Consider the following 25,501-nt stretch of genomic DNA (forward strand, 5'->3'; position numbering starts at 1 on the left):
ATGACATGAAGGTTGTTGCGATTGTCCAGGCGCGGATGGGCTCCTCGCGTCTTCCCGGCAAGGTGCTTCGGGAGATTTCCGGTCAGCCGCTGATTTCCGTGCTTCTGAAGCGTCTGGCACAATCGCGACGGCTGGACGAGGTTGTCCTTGCAATTCCTGAAGGCGCGGCAGACGACGTTCTCGCGGAGTTTCTGGGAACCAATGGACATAAAACCTTCCGCGGCTCAGAAAACGACGTGCTGCAGCGATATTTCGATGCGGCAACGGAAATCGGCGCCGATATAGTCGTAAGAGTGACCGGGGACTGCCCGTTCATTGACCCTATGGTGCTCGATACTGTTATCGACAGCCTCGTTTCAAACGGCGCGGACTATGCATCGAATGTTGCGCCTCCCACTTTCCCAGATGGGCTCGATGTCGAGGTCTTTCGATTTTCCGCCCTCTGGCGCGCCAATTCGGAAGCAAAAGAAACACCTCAACGGGAACACGTTACACCGTACCTTCGGGAGAGTGGTCTTTTCAAGACCGTGAACGTCAGTAACGAAACCGATCACTCCGCCGAACGATGGACGGTGGACGAAGCAGGCGATCTTCAGGTCGCGGATGCGATCATGGCACAATTGGGGCCAGGTATCGATTTCAGCTGGCGGGATATTCTCCGGCTCAAGGCCGATCGGCCCGATCTTTTCCAGTTCAACAGCGGCATAGCAAGAAACGAAGGCTTGACCATGGGCAAGGGACAGAAACTCTGGAAGCGCGCAAAGGATGTTATCCCGGGCGGGAATATGCTGCTTTCGAAGCGGGCCGAGATGTTTCTGCCGGAGCAGTGGCCCGCCTATTTCAGCAAGGCCAAGGGGCATACGGTCTGGGACCTCGACGGCAACGCTTATATCGATACCTTCCTGTTCGGCGTTGGAACGAACACGCTCGGATATGGCCATCCGGAGGTCGATGCTGCCGTGATGGCCGTGGTCGTGGACGGCAACATGTCGACGCTGAACGCGCCAGAGGAGGTCTACCTCGCCGAGCGGCTTGTCGACCTTCATCCATGGGCAGACATGGCGCGCTTCTGCCGTTCGGGCGGAGAGGCGAACGCCGTTGCGATCAGGATCGCCCGGGCAGCCAGCGGGCGCGATAAGGTCGCCTTCTGCGGCTACCATGGCTGGCACGACTGGTATCTGGCGGCCAACCTTGGAAACGACCGCGTGCTGGCCGGCCATCTCCTGCCGGGACTCGAACCACGCGGCGTTCCGCAGGAATTGCGGGGATCCATTCGCCCGTTCTCCTATAATTCGATCGCCGAGTTCGACGAGGCCGTCTCCGACCCGGAAGTCGGGACGATCTTCATGGAAGTGTCGAGGAATTCCGGCCCGCAGGAAGGCTTCCTGGAACATATCAGGGATGTCGCTTCGCGGCGGAACCTAGTCCTGATCTTCGATGAGTGCACCTCCGGCTTTCGACAGAGCTTCGGCGGACTTCACAAGATCTATGGCGTCGAGCCGGATATGGCCACCTTCGGCAAGACGATCGGCAACGGCTATGCTGTAACCGCCGTCATTGGCCGCCGGTCTGTCATGGAAGCGGCGCAGTCGACTTTCATTTCCTCGACCTTCTGGACCGAGCGCATCGGCTCGGCAGCGGCCCTCAAGACCCTGGAAGTCATGGAGCGGGAACGCTCTTGGGAGGTCATTACCGCAATCGGCCTGGACGTCAGGCGCAGATGGCAGCAGCTTGCCGATGAAACCGGGCTTGCGATCGACCACTGGGGTCTCCCCTCGCTTTGCGGCTTTACCATCAGGAGTGAGAACGCGCTGGCCTACAAGACGCTGATCACACAGGAGATGCTGGCCAAGGGCTATCTCGCCGGCAACAGCATATACAGCTCCATCGTCCACACGCCTGATGTCATCGAGACCTTCTTCGAGAAGCTCGCACCTGTCTTCGCACTTATCAGGGAGTGCGAAGATGGACGGGACGTCATGGAACTGCTGAACGGGCCTGTCGCCCACGGCGGTTTCAAGCGTCTGAACTGAGGATGCGGCAGAGGCCGCGTTCCACAGGAGAACATCGAATGTCCGGGAATGCCAGAACGATCGTCTTCCGCTGCGATGCTTCCATATCGATGGGCAGCGGCCATGTGATGCGCTGCATGACCCTGGCGGAGAAGCTTCGCAAACTTGACTACCGGGCGCATTTCATCTGCCGGGAGCTTGAAGGAAGCCTGATTTCCGTGCTGGCCGAACGGGCTTTCGAGATCCATCGCCTTCCCCCGACACCGGAATCCCCCCCCGAGGTTCAGCAGTATGAGCCCTTGGGCGAACAGGCTGACGCCTTGGCATGCCGTGACATCTTGGACGCGATCCGGCCTCGATGGGTGGTTGTCGACAGCTATTCCCTTGCGTCGGAATGGGTCGACCGGGCGGTTCCGAAAGGTTCCGACGTCCTGGTCATAGACGATCTCGCGGACAGGCCGTTGTCCTGCGACATCATGCTCAATCAGAACTTCGGCCGGAAAATTGAAGAATACGATCATCTCCTGCCCGGCGGCGCCAAACGCCTGGTCGGTTCCCGATTTGCGCTAGTGCGGCCGGAATTCGCCGAGGCCAGGGAGCGCTCGCTGGCGAGACGGCGGGGAAAGGGCCTCGAGCACCTGCTCATCGCGTTCGGCGGCACGGATCCGGGCAATTGCAGTGGCAGGGTTCTCGAATACCTCCTTCAGAAACGCCCTTCTTCGCTGGAAAAGATCACGGTAATCCTTGGCGCGCACGCGCCACATTTCGACGAGGTATCGCGGCAGGCGGAAACCATGCCCCTCCCGGTGGAAGTTCGTTCCGGGGTGACCGACATGGGGGAATTGCTCATCGGTTGCGACGCCGCGATCGGAGCGGCCGGGACAAGCGTGTGGGAAAGGTGCGTCCTCGGCCTTCCTTCGCTGTTGCTCTCATTCGCCGAGAACCAGAGAGCCGGGATGATTGCACTCGATGAAGCGGCAGCCGGCGCAGCACTTGGAGACGACAGGTCGGAAGACTGGAAGACCAGGCTTGGAGAGGCACTCGCCATGCTCAGCGACCCTGATGCCCTGCGGCTTTACAGCGAACGCGCCGCCGCAGTTTGCGATGGCCTGGGCGCCGACCGGGTGGCGCAAGCGATCGTCTCCCATGGATTGACATTGCGTGAAGCAGGGCTTGATGACGCTGAGGCGGTCTGGCACTGGAGGCGCGGCGGAGGCGCGGACCGCTACTACAGATCTCCACAAGGCGGTGATATCGCCTCGCACATAACCTGGTTCAAGGCGGCATTGGCCGACAGGAAGCGCCATCTTCTCATATTCGAACTGGATTCCGTCCCGGTCGGGCATATCCGCCTCGACAGGACGGAAGACGAGCGGACGGCGGACGTCAGCATATGCATCGATGTCGCGCATCGCGGGGCCGGCCTGGGATCGCGCGCGCTCGAAAAGCTGCTTGGATTTGCCCGCGAGCGGGACATAGCAACGCTTTATGCCGAAATCCACCGCGACAATCTTGGATCTCTCAAGGTTTTCAAGGGGCTGAAGTTTGATGTCATTGAGGAATCGGGGATGTTTCTAAGACTGGGATTGATGCTTTAGGTGCCGGCCGCTGCTGTCCAGGCTGTCTGCATTCGCTTTACAAGCGTACGCTAGTTGAATATTGCAACTGTGCCCTGGCTGCCTTGCGGAGGCTGGACGGTGGTGACCTCTTGTGGAGAATTCGATGACGATAAAGATCGGCAATCGGCTTGTCGGACGCGAACACGCTCCGTTCATCATTGCGGAAATGTCCGGAAATCATAATCGGTCGCTGGATAGGGCTCTGTCGATCGTGGACGCCGCGGCAAAGTCCGGCGCGCATGCCCTCAAGCTGCAGACCTATACGGCCGACACGATCACGCTCAACGTGCGGGGCGGCGACTTCGAGATTTCCGACGCGGGCAGCCTTTGGGCAGGCAAGAACCTTCATGATCTCTACAAGCAGGCCTACACACCCTGGGAATGGCATGCCCCGATCATGGCGCGGGCCCGCGAGCATGGAATGGAGTGTTTCAGTTCGCCTTTCGACGAGACCGCGGTCGATTTTCTGGCTGACCTGGATGTCCCGGCCTTCAAGATCGCGTCGTTCGAAAACAATCATCTTCCGCTCATCCGGAAGGCCGCATCCACCGGCAAGCCCCTGATCATATCCACCGGCATGGCGACGATTGCCGAACTGGACGAGGCCGTTCGAACCGCCCGCGATGCAGGCTGCAGAGATCTCATTTTGCTGAAGTGCACAAGCACCTATCCTGCCACGCCGCAGAACAGCAATATCCTGACCATTCCGCACATGTCCGCGCTTTTCGGCTGTCAGGTCGGCCTTTCCGACCATACCATGGGCGTTGGTGTCGCCGTGGCGGCGGTGGCGCACGGTGCGACCGTCGTCGAGAAGCATTTTACCCTGCGCCGCGCCGATGGCGGCGTCGACAGCGCCTTCTCCCTGGAGCCCGAGGAGATGGGCAGCCTCGTCACGGAAACGGAACGTGCTTGGCAGGCGCTCGGTGCCGTCACCTACGGCCCGACCGAGGCCGAGCGGAAATCGCTCGTTTTCCGGCGGTCGATCTACGTGGCAAGCGAAATCCGGGCTGGCGATATCTTCACGACGGAAAATATCCGCATCGTCCGCCCCGGGCAGGGATTGCCGCCGCGTGAGTTCTCGGCAATCCTGGGGCGAAAGGCAAATCGCGATTTGTCCGCGGGCACGCCGATGTCCTGGGACCTCATAGGATAGGTCATCGAAGATGATCACGACACCGAGGTTGCACCTGCGGCCGCTGCGGGAGGACGATGCGACGCAGCAGTATCTCGGCTGGTTTCGCGGCCCGGCTTCCGAGCGAATATATTCAAGCGACCTGATGAAGGAAACCGACGATCTTCGCCGCTACATCGCGGAGCGGCAGGGACGTGACGACGTATTGTTTCTGGGAATATTCGAGCGGGCATCAGGCGTCCATCTCGGCAATCTGAAGTATGAACCGATCCGCGAAAGGCAATCCGTGGCGACGATGGGCATCCTCATCGGCGAGCCGTCGGCGCGAGGCAAGGGAATTGCCGGCGAAGCGATACAGGCGGCTAATGCCTGGCTGAGGGAGCATCGCGGTATCCGCAGGATTGTGCTCGGCGTGGCGACCGATAACATCGCTGCTATCCGGGCATACGAAAAGATCGGCTTCGTGTCGCAGCCGTGCGAGGAAATTCCTCCTTCAGCATCGACGCAAAGCATGGTGCTCATCCTATGAGGTTGCCCTCCCTTATTAAGAGGGTGATTGTCCGCCGCAAAAGACGGGCGATACGCCGCTACATGCGAGGCTATAGTCGGCTCCGGAAGGCCGGCAATCTCGCGAGGATCGACGATGTCAGGAATGTGCTGGCGCACACCGAGATCGGCGTCGGAGGAAAGGGCTCTGACAGGTTTTTTGGGAGCTCGCTTCCATTCGCCGACAAGGTTGTCCGCCAATACTTGCTGATCACAATTGCTGAAAAGGCGCTGACCAGAAAGCTGCTGGCCGCCTCAGAGAAGGACGGGAGTCCCGTTGTCCATCCGCTGCCTTCAGCCTGGCGACGGGCATTGGCAGCAAACGGCTTTCGGGTCTCGAACTTTCGCTGCCGGCTGTTCTGGCTCGCTTTCCTTTTCGCAATGTTCTGCTATGGGCTCGTCGCGATCTGCCGGACGATGATTACCGGCTTGAACCGGCAGGATCGGACGCCGATGGGTGATACCGCCTATTTTGCCGGCATCTCCGCCGGCCAGCTGCCAAGGCTTGAGCAGCCGAGCTACGACATCTTTTCATGGTACGCATGCTGGCCCTCCCGGGCGCCAGCGTTGAAAGCATTGACACACAGCGTTCCCGTTCCATCGTCTGCTTCCGCCGCCGGTCTGCCCCTTCGCCTCGTGGCAAGGCCGCAACCACAGCCTGGTGGAGCACGAGAGTGGCGCCGACTTGCCTGGCGTTGCTGTCATCTCGCCAGTCTAGCGGTTGCGAGCGCATTGCGGGGTCGATGGTGGCATGCGCTTCTGCTTCGCGAAGCCGCCAGGTCCGCTGAGATAGAAGCTGTATCCCCCGATCGTCTCCCGAGGGACTACCTGATCAATAATTCCGGATGGCTTTACAGGCCGCTCTGGACCTACTTTGCGGAAGCGGCTGGAAGCCGCGTACTGTTCTACTTCTACTCCACCAACTGCGAAGTCTTCAAAGATCGACAAGGATACCCCCGCCAGAGCAACCACTGGGATCTCTGCAGCTGGTCGACCTATGTCGTGTGGGATGACTACCAGGCGGATTTTATTCGGCGGCAGGGCTTGGACGGAGACATCTTGATTTCCGGCCCCATCTGGTTTTCCGACGCCGATGCGAAAATTCCACCGTCTGACGGCGCAACGATCGCGGTGTTCGACGTGCAGCCAATGCGGGACTCGATCTACCAGGGATTTGCTCTCAGCATGGAGTATTATACCCCCGCCACGGCGATCCGGTTTGCGGAGGACGTGGCTGCGAGCGCGCGCGACTGCGGCGCCAACGTCCTCTGGAAAAGAAAGCGCAACATAGGCCGCAACGTCCACACCCATTACGCGCGGGTTATTGACGATCTCGCAACCCGAGATCGCATAGTATCGGTAGAGCCTTCCCTGGCAGCCCAGCACGTCATCGCCATTTCCGATTGCGTCGTCAGCATGCCTTTTACGTCGACAGCGATTATCGCCCGCGCCATGAACAAACCGTCATGCTACTACGATCCGACAGGCCTGGTCGAGATCGACGACCGTGCAGCGCACGGTATCCTAATACTGAAGACGGCTGGTGAACTTAACGCTTGGATTAAAAAAAACGCGGTGGTAAATGGCCTCGGCGATGGGAGTAGTCAGAATGAATGAACTTCGCATTATCGAAATCGGCTATGGCAACGTCCGCCGTGTGCGTATCGGCAGGGGCCTGCCGCTGGTCTATATAGGAGGACCGTGCGCGATCGAAAGCCGGGACCATGCGTTTAAGATGGCTGAGGCCATTGGGACCATCTGCGATCGGCTGAAGATGCCCTGGATATTCAAAGCGTGCTATGATAAGGATTCCCGCTCTTCCGCTACAAGCTTCCACGGTGTGGGGATCGACGAAGGAATGCGGATTCTTTCGGATATTCGCAAGGATTTCGGTATTCCCGTTGTCTCCGATTTTTCGGATCCGTCGTGGGCCGCTGCCACGGGCGAGGTTTGCGATTTCGTGCAGGTCCCTGCTTATTTGTGCCGCCAGACCTCGATTTTGCGCGCCGCAGCCGAAGCTGGACGCCCGGTCCATCTGAAAAAAGGCCAGTTCATGAGCCCTTGGAATATGCGCAACTCGGTGCGCAAGCTCGAATCCTTCGGTTGCGATCAAATCCTTCTGACAGATCGCGGGACGTTCCTAGGCTACAATATGCTGGTAAATGACATGACCTGTTTCCCTATCATGGGAAAAACCGGCTATCCAGTATGCTTCGACGCGACCCACTCGGTGCAGATGCCGACATCGATGGGCAATCTTTCCGGCGGTCAGCGTGAGTTCATTCCATTCCTGGTGCGGGCTGCCGTAGGCGGCGGCATCGATGCGCTTTTCATGGAAACCCATGACGATCCGGATAACGCCCTGTCCGACCCCAACACCGTCTTGGACCTTAAGTACTTAGAATTGGTGCTTGCGCAGGCCATGGCGATGCACGAGGCAAGATTGTCCATCCTGCACAAATACGGAGAAGACAATGTCCACCCAGCCAATTGAGGATTTTCTCGTATCGGAAGTCGCCATGACAATCGGAGATTTTCCGGTGGTACAGGAGAATACGATATTCAAGGCAGCTCTGGAAGAGATGGGGCATAGCAGGCTCGGAATCGTTTGTATAACCGATGCACGGGGAAAGCTTTTAGGCATCGTTACCGATGGCGATGTTCGCCGACGGCTTTTGTCAGATCAGCGTCCTTTTTCAGCCCTTTTTGGTGACGATGCGCTGGATCATGCAACTCGCAACCCCGTAACGGTACATGCCGATTCAAGTTTGGTTGACGCGGTGCGGGTCATGGAGGACAAGCAGGTCTGGGATCTGCCGGTGGTTAGTTCCGACGGTCGACTTGAAGGCCTCCTCCATCTTCATCGGGTCATGCAGATCCTACTGAGACCAAAGGAATCTTAGGATACAACGTAGTTGAAGAGTGTTTGACGATTGCGATTCAGATCAAAGACAATGAAATGAACTAATCGCAATGGGTGCATCTCTGATGCAGTCATTACATCATTATTTCGACAGCTAGGTTAGCCAAATTCCAATGCTCGGATGGAGATAGGCCGTCCTCGGCAGTCATGCGAACGGCTATAAAATTGTTGAGCCGGGTATATGAATGCATTTCGACATTCATAGATCGCTTACTGGGGATCGTGGGGCTACCTATGGGATAGGTTTGCCAGTGGGGAGACGTTTTAATGGCTTATCTGGGAACGTGGGCTCACAACAGAGCTGACCTAGTTCAAACACTGGTTCCAGTTTTCATCGTCACTGCTATATCAGCCAACGTTTTGACGGCACAGACCAGCGAATGGCTCGTGCTGGCAGGCAGAGGATGCCACCTCGCATCTATTTGTCTTGCGGTGAGTTTCGCCGTAGTAAGTTCACGGGCCAGTGTAGTCTTTGTGGCAGCTCTCGTTCTATCTTTTTTGGCTGGAGCTTTGCTTGGTGCAAGGCAACTGTACATCCACTTGCTGTGCATCTTATTCCTGTTCGCGGGTGCGTTGACTTCCAAATTTTATCGCAAGAGCCTTACAACAACTTTTCAGGCCTTAACGCTTATCAGCGGTGTTGTGATGCTTCTGCAGGTGCTCGGCGTTGGAGAATGGGTTCAGTACCTCAACACTGCCGGCGGGTCGGAAATACCACTTACGCCGTTCCCGACATTCCTTGTGTCGGCGCAGGACCTGTTGGCACAGCACGTTCAGGGACGTCCAGTGGGATTGTTTCATTCCAATCCCTTCGCCTGCCTGATTGTCCTCGTTACCATGGCGCTGACTCTTGCCAATGATGATCAGCGGCCTTTTTGGCTGGACGCTGCTCTTGGAGCCGTGGCAGTCATAACACTTGCGAAAGCGGTGTATCTTGGAACGGTTCTGATCGCGCTGCTGACTATTGGTAAAGGTGACTGGCGCCAGCGTTCAGAAGCACTGCGTTTCTCGTTCATGTTCACGGGCCTTCTCATTGCCTACGTCGCGCTCTTCCCAGGATTGACATCCATATTCATGTTCAACCCTCAGACATTTGTCGTAAGCGTGATGACACGAGTTATCGATATTGGTGTGACTGTCGCTCCCCAACATGAGGCCCAACTGATGGCTTTTCTTGTTTGGATTGAAAGTATCGTTGGGTCCAGGGAGTTGACGAACCATCTTATACCGCAGCTAATTGACGTCTATTCCCAAGATCGGTTATCGATATTCACCTTGATATATCAGGTGCGAACCGGATTTCTCGTATGCTTGGCCGTCTTATTTCTAGTCGCGTGCACTAGCAGGCCAACGCGACGGGGGCTGACTTGGTTAGGGCGGTCTTTCGGTCTTCAAGAGCTTGCGCTACTGGTTGCGTTGTTCTCTATTTCTCTTGCAGCGAATTTTGCAGGGGCGCAGCTCTTCTGGCTTTTTGTTGGCATGGCTATCCCGTCCTGCGTAACCGACGCGGTCGTCGATGACCTAAAGAATTGAGCTGCTGGCAAAAGGTACCAGTTCCAGACTAGTTGCCCAATATTTTGAGATCCAGCGGGCTTGTAATCTTCCAGAATATTGCATCGCTGCAGAGCCCCATAGAACCGCACGGCCTAGTCGCCGATGTGGTTTTGCCATCAAGGTTGTCGGGGATCCGACCAGCATTCCAATCTGTACTCAGTGAGGTGATGTAGTCGTCAAGCTTCTTACACGTGAAAAACCTTAGGGACACTTTTGACATTGTCTTGACGGCGACATCGTCCGGTGAAACGGGGAGCACTCCATCCGGTTATTGGCTCGGCTGAACTGCCAAATGAATCGATATTCAGACGGACCAAATCCGAGTATAACCATTCATCTTTTGGTTGAGTTACATAGGCCCACGCCACCAAGAAGACTTGCTCTGCGGATTCTCACCTCGGCAAACAGATTGACCCAACGAATCATCCAGTTTGAAGGGTTCAGACCACTGCCCGCGATGTTCAGAGGGATTTGGGATATCCGCTTCCATCCACAGCGAAGGTCAATTCTTTGAAACGTTGAGGCTATCTCTCGCAGCAGTACTCTCGCCAGCCAAAACGGAGTCGCTGGTGTTCCTAGAAGCGACGGCGTAGTTAGGAGATTTCCGTGCAGAGGTTAGCCAGCGACGAGACGGCCCCTCCACGAACTTCCAAGCAAGGACGGCAGTCGTCATTGCAATGGCAGCGAAAACAGGAAATGCAAAAAGCCCAACGTCCCTGTTCCTGATGAATTCGTAGGCTATCCAATGAGTCAGATAGAGTGCGTAGCTGATATCTCCCAGGAATTGGCTCGCTCCGGACAATGCCGTAGGTATTCGAGCGTTCAGCGCAAAGTAGACAGAAGCAACGGAAAGGCCTGTCAGTAACAGGTATATTGCTCCGGGACTGAAGACATTATGCGAGCTAATTAAAGAGAAGCTGAAAAGAGTGGTCAGGCAAGCCAGAGACAGGAGCAGGTCTCGTGCGCTCGATCGACGTGGCAGCGAGTAGATCAGGAAGCCAAAGGCGAAGAAAGGGGCAAAGGTCAAAGGCATAATGTACTCGCCCCAAAACTCAGGCGTATCGCTTGCAGGAAGGGACCTGAGGAGCGCGTGCTGAGCAACGAGGAACAACGCCGTAATAAGCGCGAGCGCACGGGGCTTAGCGTCATTTAAAAGTAAAACGAGCATGGGGAAAACCGCATAGAACGCGAGCTCGATCCCAAGTGACCAAGCCCCGGTCGTCGTGGATATGATTCCCGGCATGTGTAATGCCATCAACCCCGACGCGGTCAAAAACGTCTTCCTCCAAGTGTAGGAGAATGGCGCTCCTTGCTGGAAGTACACGAAGACCATCCCGAAAATGGCGACCAACGCCAGCAGTGGCATCACTCTCGCGATTCTCAGCCGATAAAACGCAATCAGTGTGCTTCGGTCTATGCCGGCAGAGAAATCTGACTGGTGTCGATGAAGGAGCACTACGGCTGACAGGGTAAAGAACGTGTAAACCCCGAACGTTCCCACGCTTCCTACAACGAAGTCATATCGCCATGCCGAAAAGTGATAGCAGGCCACCCCGATGGCGCAAATCCCGCGAATGAGATGCAGACACGGCAGGAACGTCGCGCTGGAAGACTTCTCGATCATGTTTTGTAACTGCCCTTTTCGCTCGGAGAGCCGACGGACGTTTTCACACCAATTATTGGTTTCCGCAACATCTGGATTCAGCAGCCAGAAGTGAATGTAGGACGAGCTTATTTCTAATCACTGTACAGCGGGATTGGAAGTCCGCGTTAGAAGTGGGCGACCCCAAGGATTGCCAGAAATGCTACGGCAAAGCGATTTTGCAGACTGAAACCGCTTACATACTATCCTGTATTTAAACTTCTAGTGGGCCGAAGCTTCAGGTCAAAGATCCGGCATAAGCTAAAGTGTCCCTACGCGCGAGGTCTTTCCCTCCCCGTCATCTCCCTCGGCACAGTTCCAAACCAATCAGCCGCGCCAACTGCGGTGTCACAATCGCGCGCCCGCTAGCTTCCGATTCGTCGGCGTTCGGATCAGGGGCCAACCGGTCGTGTTCTTTCATGCCGATCACGGCGGTTACCCAATCTGCATCCTCCCTGCCTGCTGGGGATCTCTTCGCGCAGCGTTGCCCACCTCAACTGGGTGTCGCTGGACGCGCGACGTCGAGTTCCCCTTCCCTCACCAAACAACTTGCAAAGTGCAATCAGTCAGCGTATCGTAACTTTCATGATGAAAGTTACTAGGTGCCGCGGTGCAGAATAAGAGCTTTAAATCCATGCAGTGTCCCGTCGCCCGTAGTCTGGATCGCGTCGGCGAATGGTGGAGCATTCTGATCCTCCGTGATGCAATGCGTGGCGTGACGCGGTTCGACGATTTTCAGAAAAGCCTTGGTATCGCCACCGCAACCCTTACCCGGCGCCTCGACAATTTGGTGAAGGCAGGGATGCTTGAGCGACGCGCTTACCAGGAGCGGCCCCAACGCTTCGAATATGTGCTGACGGCCTGCGGCGAGGATTTCCGGCCGGTCATCTGGTCGATGATCGCCTGGAGCAATCGGCATTTCGCACCTGAAGGGCCGAGCCTTGTCATCGTCGACAAGGAAAGCGGTGTCTGGGCCGATCCGGTGCTCGTTGACCGCGAGACCGGAAACCCGCTCGCTAAGCCGCAATACGACGTCGCGGCGGGTCCTGCCGCCGGCGAGACGTTGCGGCTGCGCTATCCCTTGCGCACCGAAGCGCCTGGCACGGCGCTGATCGAACAGCCTCCCATTTCCACCCAAGAACAGTAAGACTGGAGCATGGCCATGAATAAGGTCGTGACTGAATCCGAACTGACCCAGGGAGCCATTTCCCTGAAGCCGAAGAGAAGCCTCAAGCGCCCGCTCGGCATCCTGGCGCTCACTGCCATCGCCGGCGGCGCCGGATGGTACGGTTATTACTGGTCGCAGACCGGCCGCTATCTCGAGACCACTGATGACGCCTATATCGGCGGCAATACCACGGCGCTCTCGCCGCGGGTTTCCGGCCATGTCGAGGCTGTTCTGGTTGATGACAATCAGCGGGTGACGGCAGGTCAGTTGCTGGTGCGTCTCGACAGCCGCACATTCAAGACGGCAGTCGATCGTGCAGAGGCGGCGGTGCGCGAGCAACAGGCGAGCCTCGACAATCTTCACGCCCAGTCGGAGCTTCAGGCCTCGCTGGTGAAACAGGCGGAAGCCGACCTTGCTGCCAAGAAGGCGGCATCCGATTTCACGGAAATCGACGCGGTGCGCTATCGCAATCTGGCGACCCAGAGCACGGGAACAGAGCAGAACGCCCAGAAGGCGGTTCTGGCCGATACGCAGGCGAAGGCCGCAGTCGCCGCCTCCGACGCGGGCCTCACGGCGGCGCGACAGCAGATACAGGTTCTGAACACGCAGATCGCCCAGGCGCAATCGGCGCTTGATGGCGCCAGGCTCGATGCCGAGACGGCGCGGCTCAATCTCGGCTACACGGAGGTCCGCTCGCCCGTTGATGGCTATGTCGGCAACCGGGCAGCCCAGATCGGCGCCTTCGTGTCCGATGGCAGCTATCTCCTGAGCGTCATTCCTGAAAAGGGACTGTGGATCGACGCGAACTTCAAGGAAGATCAGCTCGCCGTCATCAAGCCTGGACAGAAGGTGACCGTGGTCGCCGATATCTATCCCGGCCACGATCTGACCGGCAAGATCAGCAGCATCGCACCGGCTACCGGCGCCACCTTCAGCGTCATTCCGCCTGAAAACGCTACCGGCAATTTCACCAAGATCGTCCAGCGCGTGCCCGTCCGTGTGGCGCTCGATGACACCGCCGTCAAGGATCAGGCGCTGCGGCCCGGCCTCTCGACAACCGTGACCGTCGACACCCGTCCCTGATCAGGAATAGACCATGACAGCCCCCGTCACGCCTGCCCAGCCAAGCTGGGTTCGCAGTCTGCTGCCCTTCGTGGTGATGTGCTTCGGCATGTTCATCGCGCTGCTCGACATCCAGATCGTCGCCTCCTCGCTGCAGGATATCGGCGGCGGCCTGTCGGCCTCGCAGGATGAGATCAGCTGGGTACAGACCGCCTATCTGATCGCCGAAATCATCGTCATCCCGCTGTCGGGATGGCTGACCCGGGTGTTTTCGACGCGCTGGCTGTTCACGGCATCCGCCGCCGGTTTCACTTTGACCAGCATGCTCTGCGGCCTTGCCTGGAACATCGACAGCATGATCGTCTTTCGCGCCCTGCAGGGTCTGCTCGGTGCCTCGATGATCCCGACCGTCTTTACCTCTTCCTTCCACTATTTTCAGGGACCGCGGCGCGTCTATGCGGCAGCGGTCGTCGGCACCATCGCCTCGGTCGCGCCGACGCTCGGCCCGGTTATCGGCGGATGGATTACCGATACCTGGAACTGGCACTGGCTGTTTTACATCAACGTTGTGCCCGGCGCCCTGATCGCCGTACTCGTCGCCATCCTGGTGAAGATCGACGAGCCCGATATCAAGCTTCTCAAGGAGGCCGACTATCCCGGCATCCTGCTGATGGCGGTGGCACTCGGGACACTGGAATATACGCTGGAAGAGGGCACGCGCGCCAACTGGTTCGACGACCAGACGATCCGCACGACCGCGACGATCGCGGCCATCTCCAGTCTGCTGTTCTTCATCCGCAGCCTGACCTATTCGAAGCCGGTCGTCGATCTGCGCGCCTTCGGAAACCGCAACTTCGCCATCGGCTGTCTGCTTTCCTTCGTGACAGGGATAGGCATATTTTCGACCATCTACCTGACGCCGCTGTTTCTCGGCTATGTCCGCGGCTTCAATGCCTGGGAGACCGGACTTGCCGTCTTTTCCACCGGGGCCGCATCGATGCTCGGCGTCCCCTTCTACATCATGCTCGCCAAGCGCTACGATATCCGCTGGCTGATGATGTTCGGGCTTGCCTCCTTCGGTATCTCGATGTGGGGCTTCAGCGCCATCACCCATGACTGGGGCGGCGACCAGCTTTTCTGGCCGCAGGTGTTCCGCGGCTTTCCGCAGGTCTTTGCTGTCGCACCCGCCGTGACGCTCGGCCTCGGCAGTCTGCCGCCCGAACGGCTGAAATATGCCAGCGGTCTATTCAACATGATGCGCAATCTCGGCGGCGCCGTCGGCATTGCCGTCAGCGCGGCAATCCTCAACAACCGCACCAACATGCATTTCAACGCCATCGCCTCCAACCTGACGCCTGCGAATGGTGCGATGGAGCGGCTGACGGGCGGCGTTGCGCGGCGCTATTCAGAGATCGCCGGAAGCATCAACGACGGGCAGACGGCCGCCCTGAAGCAGTTGTTCAGGCTCGCCTACCGCGAGGCCTCGACCATGGCCTATGCCGATGCCTTCCGGGTGATCATGGCCGCCTTCGTCATCGCCACGGCGCTGGTGCCGCTATTACGCAATGTCACGCCACCGAAGAGCCCGCAACCGGGCGGCGGTCACTGAGAGGGAAGCCGTCAGAAGGACCGTCGTTCACTTGGTGCACGAAACCGCGCCGCAGGCGATCAGTTCAACGCTTTGCGCTTTGCAGCAGCGTCTCGACCGCCGCCTTGGCGGAAGCGAAAGGCACGGGATTGCGGCACACCTGCGACATCAGCAATGCGCCCTGGAAGAGAATGGCGATCTGCTTTCCAAGACTTTCGGGATCGGCCACGCCGAGACGCCCGCACATGCCGATGAAGCGCTGCTCGACATGGAGGCCGAGGCGTTCGCCGCGCGCCGCGATGCCTTCATGCTTGCCGGCATATTCCTGCGAAGCCTTGATCCCCAGGCAGCCCCGGCGGTCTGCCTCCAGCTGCATGCGCCGGCTGTCGAAACAGGCGAGGATCTGCTGGCGCGGATCGCCATCCGTGGCCGTTGCCGGGGCAAAATAAGCGTCCGCGATGCCCTCGCCGTAATAATCGAGCACCGCTTCGATCAGGTCCTCTTTCGAGGCGAAATACTTGTAAAGCGTGCGCTTGGAGATGCCGCTCTCGGCCATGACGGTGTCGATGCCGGTGGCATGAAACCCGCCATCGTAAAAGCGGTCGAAGGCCAGCTTCAGTATCTCACGCTTCTTGGCCGGGATCGGCGCAGCATCGGGCATGTCTCGTTTCCTCGCGGGGCGTCTGACGACAGCTTTAGCAAACTGCGTTGACACGGTAAACAGATCTGTTTATCCATTCATGATGTAAACAGATCTGTTTACTAAATTTTCGAACCTATGGCCGCAGCGATGGCCTGGAAGGAAAACAAATGTCACTGAGAGATAAGACCGTCCTGGTTTCGGGCGCCAACCGCGGCATCGGCGCAGCCACCGTCAAGGAATTGCTCGGCGCTGGCGTCAAGAAGATCTACGCCACAGCCCGCAATGTCGCGTCGCTTCCCGATTTCGCCGATGCCCGCGTCGTGCCCCTGCAGCTTGATGTGACCGACGATGCCTCGGTCAAGCAGGCGCTTGCCGCCGCGCCCGATGTCGACGTGCTGCTTAACAATGCCGGGAGCCTGGCGTTCAACGATTTCATCAGCAGCACGCATGAAGAACTGAACGGCGACATGGAGACCAATTATTACGGAACGCTGCGGGTCATCCGCGCCTTCGTGCCCGGTTTCGTCGCCCGCGGCTCCGGCACGATCGTCAATGTCGTCAGCATTGTCGGCCTGGTTTCCGCCCCGCCGCTCGGCGGATATTCGGCCTCGAAGGCCGCGCTGCAGTCGCTGACGCAGACTTTGCGCGGCACATTGAAAGCATCCGGCATCGATGTCATCGGCATCTATCCCGGCCCCGTCGATACCGATCTCGCCCGGCATATCCCGCTCGAAAAGGCGACGGCGGAGCATGTCGCGGTCAATATCGTCCGCGGCATCGAAAACGGCGATGCCTATATCTTCCCGGATCCAACTGCCCTGCAGATCGAGCATCTGTGGGCAAATGACGGCCGCAGCCTGGAAGCCGCGATGGCCGCCGCCGGCTGATTGCGCCTGCGGGTTCGACGGCGTGCCGCTTCCGCAAGAGGCGCGCCGCCGAGATGGCCGAGCAGCATGGCCTCTTTTACTGGCGTGCCACAGTTCCTATTTGCTCTGGCACACCGCTCTCGCATCATCGCGGCCGGCTTCCACTGACGGATTTTTCATGCGCCCTTCCGCCTTCTTCGTCCGCGTCATGGCCATCGGCCTTCTGATGCATCTCTATGTCGGCATCCGGCTGATACCCGCAGCACCCGTCGATGGTGCGCTGAAGTGGCTGGCGGTCATCGCCCTTGCCGCTTCCGTGACCCTGATACCGCTTGGCATGGCAGCTCGAATGATCAGCCGCCAGCCACTGTCCGATCTGCTGGCATGGGCCGGTCTTTCCGCCATGGGCTTCTTCTCGTCTCTGCTCGTTCTCACGGTCCTGCGCGACATCGCGCTGACCGCACTCGCCATCGCCGGATGGGTATCGGGGGCGGGTACGCCCGTCCCGTCCTTTGCGGAGTTCACGGCACTCGGCGTGCCCGCGCTTGCGCTGCTTCTCAGCCTTCTCGGCCTCTATTTCGCACGCCGCCGCGCGCCGGTGAAAACGGTCGATGTTCCGGTCGCCGGACTTGATGCGGCGCTTGACGGTTTCACCATCGTTCAGGTCAGCGACATTCACATCGGCCCGACGATCAAGCGCGGCTATGTCGAAAAAATCGTCGCGACGGTCAACGCGCTGAAGCCTGACCTCATCGCCGTGACGGGCGACGCCGTCGATGGCTCGGTGCCGCAGCTGCAGAAGCACACGCAGCCGCTGGCGGACCTGGCGGCTCCCCATGGCACGTTCTTCGTCACCGGCAATCATGAATATTATTCGGGCGCCGATCCGTGGATCAGCGAGTTTCGCCGGCTGGGGCTGACGGTGCTGATGAACGAGCATGTGGTCATCGATCACCGCGGCGCGCAGGCCGTCATTGCCGGTGTAACCGATTATGGCGGCGGTCATTTCGACCCGAGGCATCAGAGCGATCCGGCCAAGGCCGCCAAAGGCGCGCCGGACGATGCGTCCTTCCGGCTGCTTTTGGCCCATCAGCCGCGTAGCGCCCCCGAGGCTTCGAAGGCGGGTTTCACCCTGCAGCTCTCCGGCCACACACATGGCGGCCAGTTTCTGCCGTGGATGTTTTTCGTGCGGATGCAACAGCCCTTCGTTCACGGGCTCGCAAAGCTCGGCGATCTCTGGGTCTATACCAGCCGGGGAACCGGCTATTGGGGACCGCCGATCAGGCTCTTTGCGCCTTCCGAAATCACGCGGCTGCGTCTTGTGCAAGGCGGCTGAAGCCGCCGCCTTGCAGGTTTTTTAAGATCCGCTCAGCGTGCTGCCGTGTGCATGACGACGCCACCATCCACCGGCTCGATCGACACGGTGATCGCGGCGATGTCCTTCAGGCTCGCCACGTGGGTTCCGGCGCAATACATCTGCGCCTGCCTGCCATCGAGAGCGCATTCCCAGAGGCGCCGCGTATCGAGCGTCGAGGGAACTGGCGTCAGCGAGATGGCTGTGGGCTCAGAAAGCCAGCCGCGCAGCGTCCCGTTGATTGCCTCGATGACGGCCGGCAGGTCGGCGACGAAGCGGTCGAGTTCGAAGCCCTTTTTGCGCAGCGTCTTGCCGACGCGATAGGTATCGACCGACGCCTGCTCCGACAGCAGCGCGCTGACGATCGCTTCCTTGTCGAAATCGGGATTTCCGAGCGTATCGAGCGCGGCGCCCTCCTTGGTCCAATAGCTCTTGGCGGCGCGGTTGAGCGCAAAGGCGGAGAGGTGAGCTGCCGTGTGAGCCAGGCTGAGCTTGCGGCGGCGGTCGGCATCGACCTCGATGCTGACGGTCTCGCCAGCAGCAGGCGCATCACCTGTGATCACATGGATGACGACGCTCTTCCATTCGTCCCCGGTGCGGCCGAGCGCCCGGGCGTCTTCGCCGAGAACGAGCTCGCCGGTTTCGGCATTGGCCATGCCGGTCCAGGCATCGGTGATCTCCAGACGCTGTCCGCCGGCCGTGATCATGACGCCGCGATCGGCCGGCTGGTCTGGCCAGCGGAAGCTCACCGGATGAGCCGGCGTCTCGTCGCATATGACGAGCGTGTTGCCGTCGGGTCCAGCAGCCGCAAACAGCACCTTGCCGCTGCCGCTCACATCGCCGCTGGCAAAGCCGATCCGTGTGCTGTCCCTGACATCTGTTTGAAAACGCATAATGCTATCCTTGGTAAATTGGTCAAAGCCACTGCTTGAGCAGCGCGAGATCGACATTGCCGCCGGAAACGACGCAGACGACCGGTCCCTTGCCGCGCACCCGCTCGCGATTGGCAAGGAGACCCGCCAGCGCCGCGGCTCCTGCGGGCTCGGGGGTGAGCTTGCAACGCTGCATCAGAAGCTTCATTGCGCCGACGATCGCTTCGTCGTCAACAAGCAAGACATCCTCGAAGCGCTGGCGGACAAGCTCGAAGCACTTCACGCCGGCGCTGGGTGCGGCCAAGCCATCGGCAATCGTCTTGACGACGGGCAGCCGCACGGCGCTTCCCGTCTTCAGGCTCTCGTACATCGCCGGCGCCCCCTCGGGCTCGATGCCGAACAGCGAGACGGAATGGCTGTGGGCGATCGCCGCCTTGGCAAGCCCACCTGCCATGCCGCCGCCGCCCATGCCGAGGAAGATCGTCGCGACGTCAGGAAGATCCTCGAAGATCTCGCAGCCGAGCGAGGCATGGCCGGTCATCAGCGCATCGTCGTCATAGGAGGAGATATAGGTGAGGCCACGTTCCCGCGCTGTATCGAGGCAGAACTGGGCCGCTTCCTGCGGCGTGCCGTGCAGGATCACCTCTGCGCCGTAATCCTTGGTCGCCTGCACCTTGGTCGGGTTGGCGGTCGCGGCCATGACGACGACGGTCTTCACGCCGAGCGCCGTTCCTGCGTAGGCGAGCCCCTGCGCGGCGTTGCCGGCCGAAAAGGTGATGGCACCGGCCGCCCGCTCGGCATCGGAGAGCGACATCAGCGCCCAGATCATGCCGCGCGGCTTGTAGGAGCCGGTTTTCTGGAAAAGCTCCGCCTTCAGATAGACGTCCTCGCCGACAAGCTTGGAAAGCGTCGAGGAGTGCCAAAGCGGCGTGCGATGGATATGCGGCTGGACGGCGGCCCGGGCGCGTTCGATATCGTCAAGCAGGCTCATGGTGATCCATCTCCGTCCGTTTCAGGAAAAATCGACGCTGGCGCCGAGCCCGTGCTCGGTGGCAGCCGTGTAGAGAAAATGCGCGCAGACGAGATCCTCGGCGGGAATCCCGAGCGACTTGTAGATGGTAATCTCATCGGCCGTCTGGCGCCCGGTCTTGCGGCCGATCAGGATCTCGCCGATCTCGCCGAGAATATGATCGTCGCTGACGCGGCCCTCGCGTTTCGCGGCCAGAAACTCTCCGCCCTGCAGCAGCGTCGAGGGTTTGTAATCGACGAAGAAGCGCGAGCGCGCAACTGCATCGACGTCGATCTCGCGGGCCGCGGCAACGCTTGAGCCGACCACGTTGAGATGCGCACCTGGGCTGATCATCCGGCCGGCAAGAACAGGTTCGGCCGCACCCGTCACTGTGCAGATCAGACTTGCACCGGAAACAGCTGCTTCGACGGATGGGGAAACTTCGATGGCGCAATCGACGAGCGCCCGGCCCTCACGGACAAAATGTTCGGCGCGCTCCTGCGAGCGGCCCCAGACACGGACGCGGCTGAGCGTGCGGACAGCCGCCATCGCCTTCAGATGCTGGAGCGCCTGTTCGCCATAGCCAAGGATCGCCAGATCACTGGCGTCCGGGCGTGCCAACAGGCGCGTTGCGAGCGCGCTGGCTGCTGCCGTTCTGATGGCGGTGACCTCGCCGCCATGGACGATCGCCACCGGCGCGCCGGTCTCCGTGTCGAAAAGCGCGATGATACCGCGATGCGACTGCAGGCCCTTGGCGCCGTTCTCGGGATAGACGGCCGTCAGCTTGGCGCCGAAGCCCGCCGGTTCCTTCATCGCCCCCGGCATCAGCCCGAAGCCCCGGCCGCGGTCTCCGGGCAGACGCATGATCCAGCGCGGCGGCTGCAGCGTTTCACCCTGGGCGGTCTGCTGCATCGCCTGTTCCATCAGATCGATGCAGACGGGCATGGTGAGGAGTTGGCGAACAACGGGCTGGTCGATGATGCGTAATGTCATGCTTGGTTCATTTCGGGCATAGAGGTTTCGTCATCGAGCCGGATGCGCTCGACCATTTCACGGAAGACCTGGCGGCCGCGGAACCAGACCATCTCGCGCCAGTCGTCGCTGTCGGGGCAATGCAGATCGCGCCAGCGGCGGCGCGTGGCGCGCGCTTCGGCCGAGAGACGATCGCCATCGCGCCACAGCAGCGCGTCGTTGCGTTCCAGCCGCGCCCTCTGTCCATCCGCCAGCCATTCGCCGCCGAATTCCAGGCACATGGCGATGACATCGGCCTTGGCGATCTGGCGTTCGCAATAGCCGTAGAAATGGCCGTGCTGGATGAATTCCTCATGGGCACGATCGCCGGCCAGCGGCGCCTCGATGGTCGGGCCGAAAAGGGTACGCGCCTTCTCAAGCTGCGGTCCGCCGGGCATGTGCCAGAGTGGAATGCCGTAGCCATAGGGGCCGTAGCCCGTGTGGATATCGACGACGGCGATGCGCCTGGCCTTGCCGCAATAGCGGGCGAAGATCTCATCGACAATCCGGCGGCTCCAGACTGGTGCCGACCCGCCATAGGATGGCGCATCCGGGAAAGAATACTGGCCGCCCTGCAGGGTCATGCCGGAGGTCAGGCGGCCACGCTTCTCGCGATAGGCGGCGAGCGCCGCATCGGCCGCGCTGCGCCGGCTGGTATCATCCTCAGGGCACATTACATGCTCGTAGAATTTCGAATAATCGGGATTGGCCGGAACGCCGTCGAAATCGACATAGTGGCGGTTGAGGTCGACATTGTCTTCCTGCTGGCGCCGGTCCCAGGCCATGCCCCAGGGATTGATGGCATGGATATGCAGCATCGCGACATCATCGGGCAGCGCCAGGTCGCGGCGCGCCCAGCCCGTCTGGCAGGCAGAACCCGCCCAGCCCTCGACACCATGGGTGCCCGAAACCGAGACGATCAGATATGGCGCATCGATACGGCCGAAATAGGCGATATCGGTTGCAAGCTCTTCGCCGTCTGGACCGTTGAGCGAATGCGGAAAGGTTTCGAGAATTGCCGCATCCCGGCACGCATCGAGAAATTTCTGGCGCGCCGCGGGAAAGGTCGCCGAAAAATCCTCCAGAAAGCTGCGATCATACATGGCTGCATTTCCCTGATATCGTCACAGGCATAGCGGACATCACGCCAGCGCCCGTTCCGCCGTCGCGGCAAGCAGGCTCGCGCCACGCACGAGAATGTCGTCGTTGAAGTCGTAGTTCGGCAGATGCAGCCCGGCACTTTCATCGGCGGTGCCGTTGCCGATCCAGATATAGGCGCCGGGCAGATGCTGCAGGAACACGCCGAAATCGTCGCCCGCCATCGTCGGTGGCAGGGTTTCGACCTCGCTTTCGCCGAAAAGCTCGGTGGCCGCATCGCGCATCAGCCTGGCTTCCGCCCGCGTATTGACCACTGGCGGACACAGGCCATCGTCGAAACGGATCGCACCCTCCGTTCCGGCAATTGCCGCGGCTGAGCGGACGATCTCTTCGAGGCGGCGCTGGATCAGCCCCAGCACGTCGAGACCGAAGGCGCGGAAGGTCCCCGTGAGGACTGACTTCTTGGAAATGATATTCTGCGCGTGTCCACCCTGAAACGAACCGATGGTGACGACCGAGGCGCTGAGCGGATCGATGGCGCGTGCGGCAATCTGCTGTACACCGGTGACGAAATGCGACCCGGCCAGGATCGGATCACCGGTCAGATGCGGCATGGCCGCATGCGCACCGGCGGCCGTGAACGAGACCTCGAATTCCCCGGTGCCGGCCATGACGGGCCCGTCGTGGACGACGATGGCGCCGGCCCTGAGGCCCGGCCAGTTGTGCAGGCCGAAGACGCGCTTTGCCGGAAAGCGGGCGAGAAGCCCATCATCGATCATGTGCTGGGCGCCGCCATAGCGCTCCTCGGCCGGCTGGAAAAACAGATAGACCGTTCCACGGAAACGACGCGTGCGGGCAAGGTGCATCGCCGCGCCGATCAGGATCGCCACATGGCCGTCATGGCCGCAAGCATGCATCTTGCCGGGAATCTCCGACGCATAGGGACGGCCGCTCTGTTCCTCTATTGCCAGCGCATCCATATCGGCGCGCAAGGCAATGGCTGGTCCAGGGGCCGATCCGTGGATGACGCCGACAACACCGTGGCCACCGATCCCGGTGTGAACCTCGATCCCGAGCTCGCGCAGACGCTCCGCGACAAAGGCTGCGGTCCACGCTTCCTCGAGCGACAGCTCCGGATGCGCATGCATGGTGCGGCGCATGTCCCGCAGCTGGGGGAAGGCGTCCACTATCGTCTGAAACATGACGTCACCTCGTTGAACACGGACACCGCACGCGGCGCGGCAGGCATCAGATATCTCCGGCGATAACCGCCGATGCGATCGCCACGTCCTGCACCGCCAGACCGGTGAGTGCTGCAACGGTCACCTGACCGGCGCTGGACCGCCCCTTCGCCGTGCCGGCGATGATCTGACCCAGTTCGCTGATGCGGTCGAGCTCGACAGTCCGGGCATCCAGCGCACCCTTCAGGTCACCGCGCAGCGCGCCCTGGACGCGGCTATCGACCGCAACCAGATCGGCAGCGGCGAAAATATCGGCATGCAGCTCGCGCTTGTCGGGCGTATCCGCGCCCATCGCGGTCACATGCGTTCCCGGGCGGATCATGGCGCCATGGAGATGCGGCTCGTGGCTTGCGGTGGTCGTGACGATGATCCGGCAGCGTTCCGCCACATCTTCGACGCTCGACGCGACTGCGACCGTGTAGCCGTCCTTGCGCATCCGCTCGGCATAGCTTTCGGCAGCTTCCGCCCGACGGCCCCAGACGAGGATATTCTTGCAGGGCCTGACGGATCGCAGGAATTTGACCTGAAGCTCGGCCTGCAGACCAGTCCCGATGACACCGATCGTCTCGACGTTTTCGGGGGCCAGATACTTGGCCGCGACGGCGCCTGCCGCAGCGGTGCGGATATCCGTCAGATGGCCGCGATCGTCGAGAATAGCCGCAAGCGCGCCCGTCTGACGATCGAAGGCCAGCATCACGCCGTTGCTGCTCGGCAGACCATGGCGCGGGTTCTCGTAGAAACCGGAGGCGATCTTGACGACATAGAACGCGCCACCGCCGATATAGCCATACTTGATATGCACGTCACCCGGCGGGTTGTCGAAGATCAACTCGCCCGGCGGCGGGACGACGGCTTCGCCGCGCGAAAAGGAGCGAAATGCCTCTTCAACGCAAAGCACGGGATCCACCGTCTCGAGGCGCTTTCTGATTTCCTCGGGAGAAAACAGCCGTGGCGCGCTCAAATTACGCTCCTCAGTACATCGCGGCTGATATTCGCGCCGCAGATGACGGCAACCGAGCGGCCGCGGGTCCATTCGGCACCGGCCTTGCAAAGGCCCGCGAGTGCAACGCCAGCTGCACCTTCGAGCAGCATGTGGTGGCCGTCGATGAAGGTACGCATCGCCTCGGCGATCTCTTCTTCTGAAACGTCGATCCAGTGATCGACGAGATCGCGGCAGAAGGGGAAGGTGATCGTATCGGATTCGAGGCCACCGGCCGTGCCATCGGAAAGCGTATCGTCAGACGGAAGATCGAGAACCGAACCGGCCTCGACCGAGCGCGCCATCACGCAGGATGCCGCAGGCGAGCAGCCGATGATACGGGTGTTCGGCGAGACGGCCTTGATATAGGCGGCAATGCCGCCGATCAGGCCGCCGCCGCCGACGGAGATGAAGAGGTTGTCGATCGGCTGGCTCTGACGCATCAGCTCGACCCCGATGGTGCCCTGGCCGCGCATGACCTCATAGTCGTTGTAAGGCGGAACGTAGAGGCAGCCATGCTCTGCAGCATAGGCGCGGGCGTGGATTTCGGTATCGATGCTGTCGTCACCGAAGAATTCAACCTCGGCGCCGAGGTTCCGGATATTGGCGACCTTCGAGGGCGATGCACCCTCGGGGACGAACACCAGACCTTTGCCGCCGATGACGCGCAAAGCGTAGGCAACGGCAGCGCCGTGATTTCCGGATGAAGCCGTGACCACCTTGGTCTTCGTCGCCTCGCTGCCCATCGCCAGGATCTTGTTCAGCGCGCCGCGCAGCTTGAAGGATCCGGTATGCTGCAGGTTTTCAAGCTTGAGGAGAACCTCCTGGCCCACCCGGCTTGAAAACACCGGTGACGGCTCCAGCAGGGTTTCCCGTGCGTATGGCCGGATACGGCGCTCTGCCGCTTCGATGGTCTCGGAAATGCTCATGTAAAACTCCATTCTTGAAGGCCAGCGCAGGATCGTCTCGGCGGATAAAAGATTAGACAGAAAATCCATCGGGAGACACTGCGTCTGCATCCACAACCTCGGCTTGAGAAATTCGGCGGCGAACGAGAAGCGATAAAACCAGCGCTGAAATGCTGGTCCATGCCTCTATTACGCACTCCATTTCCTCCCTTCCAATCTCCTATACCCGGATCTCGTTTGAGACAATATGTCTGAATTGACAAAATGTCTCATC

22 protein-coding genes are annotated in these 25,501 nt (G+C 60.1%); 13 read left to right on the forward strand and 9 right to left on the reverse strand.

Annotated elements, in window-relative coordinates; translation table 11 throughout:
- Nucleotides 1-5 precede the first annotated feature (5 nt).
- The 8 genes from AB4Z25_RS15415 to AB4Z25_RS15450 all read left to right on the forward strand — a co-directional run bounded on the left by AB4Z25_RS15415 (nt 6) and on the right by AB4Z25_RS15450 (nt 9,765).
- Nucleotides 6-2,033, forward strand: coding sequence for an aminotransferase class III-fold pyridoxal phosphate-dependent enzyme (locus AB4Z25_RS15415; protein WP_442208378.1), 2,028 nt, complete (start codon nt 6-8; stop codon nt 2,031-2,033).
- 38 nt (nt 2,034-2,071) lie between these two features.
- On the forward strand, nt 2,072-3,610 hold the full coding sequence (gene pseG / locus AB4Z25_RS15420) for a UDP-2,4-diacetamido-2,4,6-trideoxy-beta-L-altropyranose hydrolase (protein WP_442208770.1): 1,539 nt from the start codon (nt 2,072-2,074) through the stop codon (nt 3,608-3,610).
- Between the two features lie 124 nt (nt 3,611-3,734).
- Nucleotides 3,735-4,784, forward strand: a complete 1,050-nt coding sequence (gene pseI, locus AB4Z25_RS15425; RefSeq protein WP_442208379.1) for a pseudaminic acid synthase — start codon at nt 3,735-3,737, stop codon at nt 4,782-4,784.
- Nucleotides 4,785-4,794: 10 nt separating this feature from the next.
- A complete protein-coding gene (locus AB4Z25_RS15430; RefSeq protein WP_442208380.1) occupies nt 4,795-5,292 on the forward strand; it encodes a GNAT family N-acetyltransferase in 498 nt (165 codons plus the stop codon).
- A 62-nt stretch (nt 5,293-5,354) separates the two neighbouring features.
- On the forward strand, nt 5,355-6,926 hold the full coding sequence (locus AB4Z25_RS15435) for a polysaccharide biosynthesis PFTS motif protein (protein ID WP_442208381.1): 1,572 nt from the start codon (nt 5,355-5,357) through the stop codon (nt 6,924-6,926).
- Entirely contained in the window at nt 6,919-7,803 is an 885-nt protein-coding gene (kdsA, locus tag AB4Z25_RS15440; protein WP_442208382.1) for a 3-deoxy-8-phosphooctulonate synthase, read from the forward strand. The genes AB4Z25_RS15435 and kdsA overlap by 8 nt, the downstream gene beginning before the upstream one ends.
- A complete protein-coding gene (locus AB4Z25_RS15445; protein WP_442208383.1) occupies nt 7,784-8,212 on the forward strand; it encodes a CBS domain-containing protein in 429 nt (142 codons plus the stop codon). The genes kdsA and AB4Z25_RS15445 overlap by 20 nt, the downstream gene beginning before the upstream one ends.
- 287 nt (nt 8,213-8,499) lie before the next feature.
- On the forward strand, nt 8,500-9,765 hold the full coding sequence (locus tag AB4Z25_RS15450) for a hypothetical protein (protein ID WP_442208384.1): 1,266 nt from the start codon (nt 8,500-8,502) through the stop codon (nt 9,763-9,765).
- Between the two features lie 523 nt (nt 9,766-10,288).
- On the opposite strand, the gene AB4Z25_RS15455 is transcribed toward AB4Z25_RS15450, so the two are convergent.
- The gene (locus AB4Z25_RS15455; RefSeq protein WP_442208385.1) at nt 10,289-11,410 is read right to left on the reverse strand and encodes an acyltransferase family protein; all 1,122 of its coding nucleotides are present in this window, start codon (nt 11,408-11,410) and stop codon (nt 10,289-10,291) included.
- A 652-nt stretch (nt 11,411-12,062) separates the two neighbouring features.
- Between AB4Z25_RS15455 and AB4Z25_RS15460 the strand changes: the two genes are divergently transcribed.
- Genes AB4Z25_RS15460 through AB4Z25_RS15470 form a run of 3 tightly spaced genes read left to right on the forward strand, consistent with a single transcriptional unit; the run spans nt 12,063 to nt 15,267 of the window.
- Nucleotides 12,063-12,575 (forward strand): winged helix-turn-helix transcriptional regulator, encoded by a 513-nt coding sequence (locus AB4Z25_RS15460; RefSeq protein WP_442208386.1) that lies wholly within the window; start codon nt 12,063-12,065, stop codon nt 12,573-12,575.
- Between the two features lie 15 nt (nt 12,576-12,590).
- Nucleotides 12,591-13,679, forward strand: coding sequence for an HlyD family secretion protein (locus AB4Z25_RS15465; RefSeq protein ID WP_442208387.1), 1,089 nt, complete (start codon nt 12,591-12,593; stop codon nt 13,677-13,679).
- Between the two features lie 13 nt (nt 13,680-13,692).
- The gene (locus tag AB4Z25_RS15470) at nt 13,693-15,267 is read left to right on the forward strand and encodes a DHA2 family efflux MFS transporter permease subunit (RefSeq protein ID WP_442208388.1); all 1,575 of its coding nucleotides are present in this window, start codon (nt 13,693-13,695) and stop codon (nt 15,265-15,267) included.
- 64 nt (nt 15,268-15,331) lie between these two features.
- Here AB4Z25_RS15470 and AB4Z25_RS15475 read toward each other — a convergent pair whose 3' ends face one another.
- Nucleotides 15,332-15,907, reverse strand: a complete 576-nt coding sequence (locus AB4Z25_RS15475; protein WP_442208389.1) for a TetR/AcrR family transcriptional regulator — start codon at nt 15,905-15,907, stop codon at nt 15,332-15,334.
- 149 nt (nt 15,908-16,056) lie between these two features.
- Between AB4Z25_RS15475 and AB4Z25_RS15480 the strand changes: the two genes are divergently transcribed.
- On the forward strand, nt 16,057-16,776 hold the full coding sequence (locus tag AB4Z25_RS15480) for an SDR family oxidoreductase (protein WP_442208390.1): 720 nt from the start codon (nt 16,057-16,059) through the stop codon (nt 16,774-16,776).
- Between the two features lie 157 nt (nt 16,777-16,933).
- Nucleotides 16,934-18,091, forward strand: coding sequence for a metallophosphoesterase (locus AB4Z25_RS15485; RefSeq protein WP_442208391.1), 1,158 nt, complete (start codon nt 16,934-16,936; stop codon nt 18,089-18,091).
- 32 nt (nt 18,092-18,123) lie between these two features.
- On the opposite strand, the gene AB4Z25_RS15490 is transcribed toward AB4Z25_RS15485, so the two are convergent.
- From AB4Z25_RS15490 to AB4Z25_RS15520, 7 genes are read right to left on the reverse strand one after another with little or no spacing between them, the layout of a single operon-like run.
- Nucleotides 18,124-19,002 carry a hypothetical protein gene (locus AB4Z25_RS15490; protein WP_442208392.1) on the reverse strand — a complete coding sequence of 293 codons (879 nt, stop codon included), beginning with the start codon at nt 19,000-19,002 and terminating at the stop codon, nt 18,124-18,126.
- A gap of 22 nt (nt 19,003-19,024) precedes the next feature.
- Nucleotides 19,025-19,972, reverse strand: a complete 948-nt coding sequence (locus AB4Z25_RS15495) for a threonine/serine dehydratase (protein ID WP_162698702.1) — start codon at nt 19,970-19,972, stop codon at nt 19,025-19,027.
- A gap of 21 nt (nt 19,973-19,993) precedes the next feature.
- Nucleotides 19,994-20,983, reverse strand: a complete 990-nt coding sequence (locus tag AB4Z25_RS15500; protein ID WP_442208393.1) for an ornithine cyclodeaminase family protein — start codon at nt 20,981-20,983, stop codon at nt 19,994-19,996.
- Entirely contained in the window at nt 20,980-22,104 is a 1,125-nt protein-coding gene (locus AB4Z25_RS15505) for a DUF2817 domain-containing protein (protein WP_442208394.1), read from the reverse strand. Before AB4Z25_RS15505 ends, AB4Z25_RS15500 begins: the two co-directional genes overlap by 4 nt.
- Before the next feature lie 39 nt (nt 22,105-22,143).
- Nucleotides 22,144-23,301 carry a M20 metallopeptidase family protein gene (locus AB4Z25_RS15510; RefSeq protein WP_442208395.1) on the reverse strand — a complete coding sequence of 386 codons (1,158 nt, stop codon included), beginning with the start codon at nt 23,299-23,301 and terminating at the stop codon, nt 22,144-22,146.
- A 46-nt stretch (nt 23,302-23,347) separates the two neighbouring features.
- The gene (locus AB4Z25_RS15515; RefSeq protein WP_442208396.1) at nt 23,348-24,301 is read right to left on the reverse strand and encodes an ornithine cyclodeaminase family protein; all 954 of its coding nucleotides are present in this window, start codon (nt 24,299-24,301) and stop codon (nt 23,348-23,350) included.
- The gene (locus AB4Z25_RS15520; protein WP_112538306.1) at nt 24,298-25,248 is read right to left on the reverse strand and encodes a threonine/serine dehydratase; all 951 of its coding nucleotides are present in this window, start codon (nt 25,246-25,248) and stop codon (nt 24,298-24,300) included. Before AB4Z25_RS15520 ends, AB4Z25_RS15515 begins: the two co-directional genes overlap by 4 nt.
- Nucleotides 25,249-25,501: the final 253 nt, after the last annotated feature.

It is taken from the genome of Rhizobium sp. RAF36, assembly GCF_052114105.1.
Lineage (GTDB): Bacteria > Pseudomonadota > Alphaproteobacteria > Rhizobiales > Rhizobiaceae > Rhizobium.

What these genes read in the sequence shown, in the direction of transcription:
- AB4Z25_RS15415 (WP_442208378.1), top strand. Translation starts at nt 6, where the DNA reads ATGAAGGTTGTTGCGATTGTCCAGGCGCGGATGGGCTCCTCGCGTCTT.
- pseG (WP_442208770.1), top strand. Translation starts at nt 2,072, where the DNA reads ATGTCCGGGAATGCCAGAACGATCGTCTTCCGCTGCGATGCTTCCATA.
- pseI (WP_442208379.1), top strand. Translation starts at nt 3,735, where the DNA reads ATGACGATAAAGATCGGCAATCGGCTTGTCGGACGCGAACACGCTCCG.
- AB4Z25_RS15430 (WP_442208380.1), top strand. Translation starts at nt 4,795, where the DNA reads ATGATCACGACACCGAGGTTGCACCTGCGGCCGCTGCGGGAGGACGAT.
- AB4Z25_RS15435 (WP_442208381.1), top strand. Translation starts at nt 5,355, where the DNA reads ATGCGAGGCTATAGTCGGCTCCGGAAGGCCGGCAATCTCGCGAGGATC.
- kdsA (WP_442208382.1), top strand. Translation starts at nt 6,919, where the DNA reads ATGAATGAACTTCGCATTATCGAAATCGGCTATGGCAACGTCCGCCGT.
- AB4Z25_RS15445 (WP_442208383.1), top strand. Translation starts at nt 7,784, where the DNA reads ATGTCCACCCAGCCAATTGAGGATTTTCTCGTATCGGAAGTCGCCATG.
- AB4Z25_RS15450 (WP_442208384.1), top strand. Translation starts at nt 8,500, where the DNA reads ATGGCTTATCTGGGAACGTGGGCTCACAACAGAGCTGACCTAGTTCAA.
- AB4Z25_RS15455 (WP_442208385.1), bottom strand. Translation starts at nt 11,410, where the DNA reads ATGATCGAGAAGTCTTCCAGCGCGACGTTCCTGCCGTGTCTGCATCTC.
- AB4Z25_RS15460 (WP_442208386.1), top strand. Translation starts at nt 12,063, where the DNA reads ATGCAGTGTCCCGTCGCCCGTAGTCTGGATCGCGTCGGCGAATGGTGG.
- AB4Z25_RS15465 (WP_442208387.1), top strand. Translation starts at nt 12,591, where the DNA reads ATGAATAAGGTCGTGACTGAATCCGAACTGACCCAGGGAGCCATTTCC.
- AB4Z25_RS15470 (WP_442208388.1), top strand. Translation starts at nt 13,693, where the DNA reads ATGACAGCCCCCGTCACGCCTGCCCAGCCAAGCTGGGTTCGCAGTCTG.
- AB4Z25_RS15475 (WP_442208389.1), bottom strand. Translation starts at nt 15,907, where the DNA reads ATGCCCGATGCTGCGCCGATCCCGGCCAAGAAGCGTGAGATACTGAAG.
- AB4Z25_RS15480 (WP_442208390.1), top strand. Translation starts at nt 16,057, where the DNA reads ATGTCACTGAGAGATAAGACCGTCCTGGTTTCGGGCGCCAACCGCGGC.
- AB4Z25_RS15485 (WP_442208391.1), top strand. Translation starts at nt 16,934, where the DNA reads ATGCGCCCTTCCGCCTTCTTCGTCCGCGTCATGGCCATCGGCCTTCTG.
- AB4Z25_RS15490 (WP_442208392.1), bottom strand. Translation starts at nt 19,002, where the DNA reads ATGCGTTTTCAAACAGATGTCAGGGACAGCACACGGATCGGCTTTGCC.
- AB4Z25_RS15495 (WP_162698702.1), bottom strand. Translation starts at nt 19,972, where the DNA reads ATGAGCCTGCTTGACGATATCGAACGCGCCCGGGCCGCCGTCCAGCCG.
- AB4Z25_RS15500 (WP_442208393.1), bottom strand. Translation starts at nt 20,983, where the DNA reads ATGACATTACGCATCATCGACCAGCCCGTTGTTCGCCAACTCCTCACC.
- AB4Z25_RS15505 (WP_442208394.1), bottom strand. Translation starts at nt 22,104, where the DNA reads ATGTATGATCGCAGCTTTCTGGAGGATTTTTCGGCGACCTTTCCCGCG.
- AB4Z25_RS15510 (WP_442208395.1), bottom strand. Translation starts at nt 23,301, where the DNA reads ATGTTTCAGACGATAGTGGACGCCTTCCCCCAGCTGCGGGACATGCGC.
- AB4Z25_RS15520 (WP_112538306.1), bottom strand. Translation starts at nt 25,248, where the DNA reads ATGAGCATTTCCGAGACCATCGAAGCGGCAGAGCGCCGTATCCGGCCA.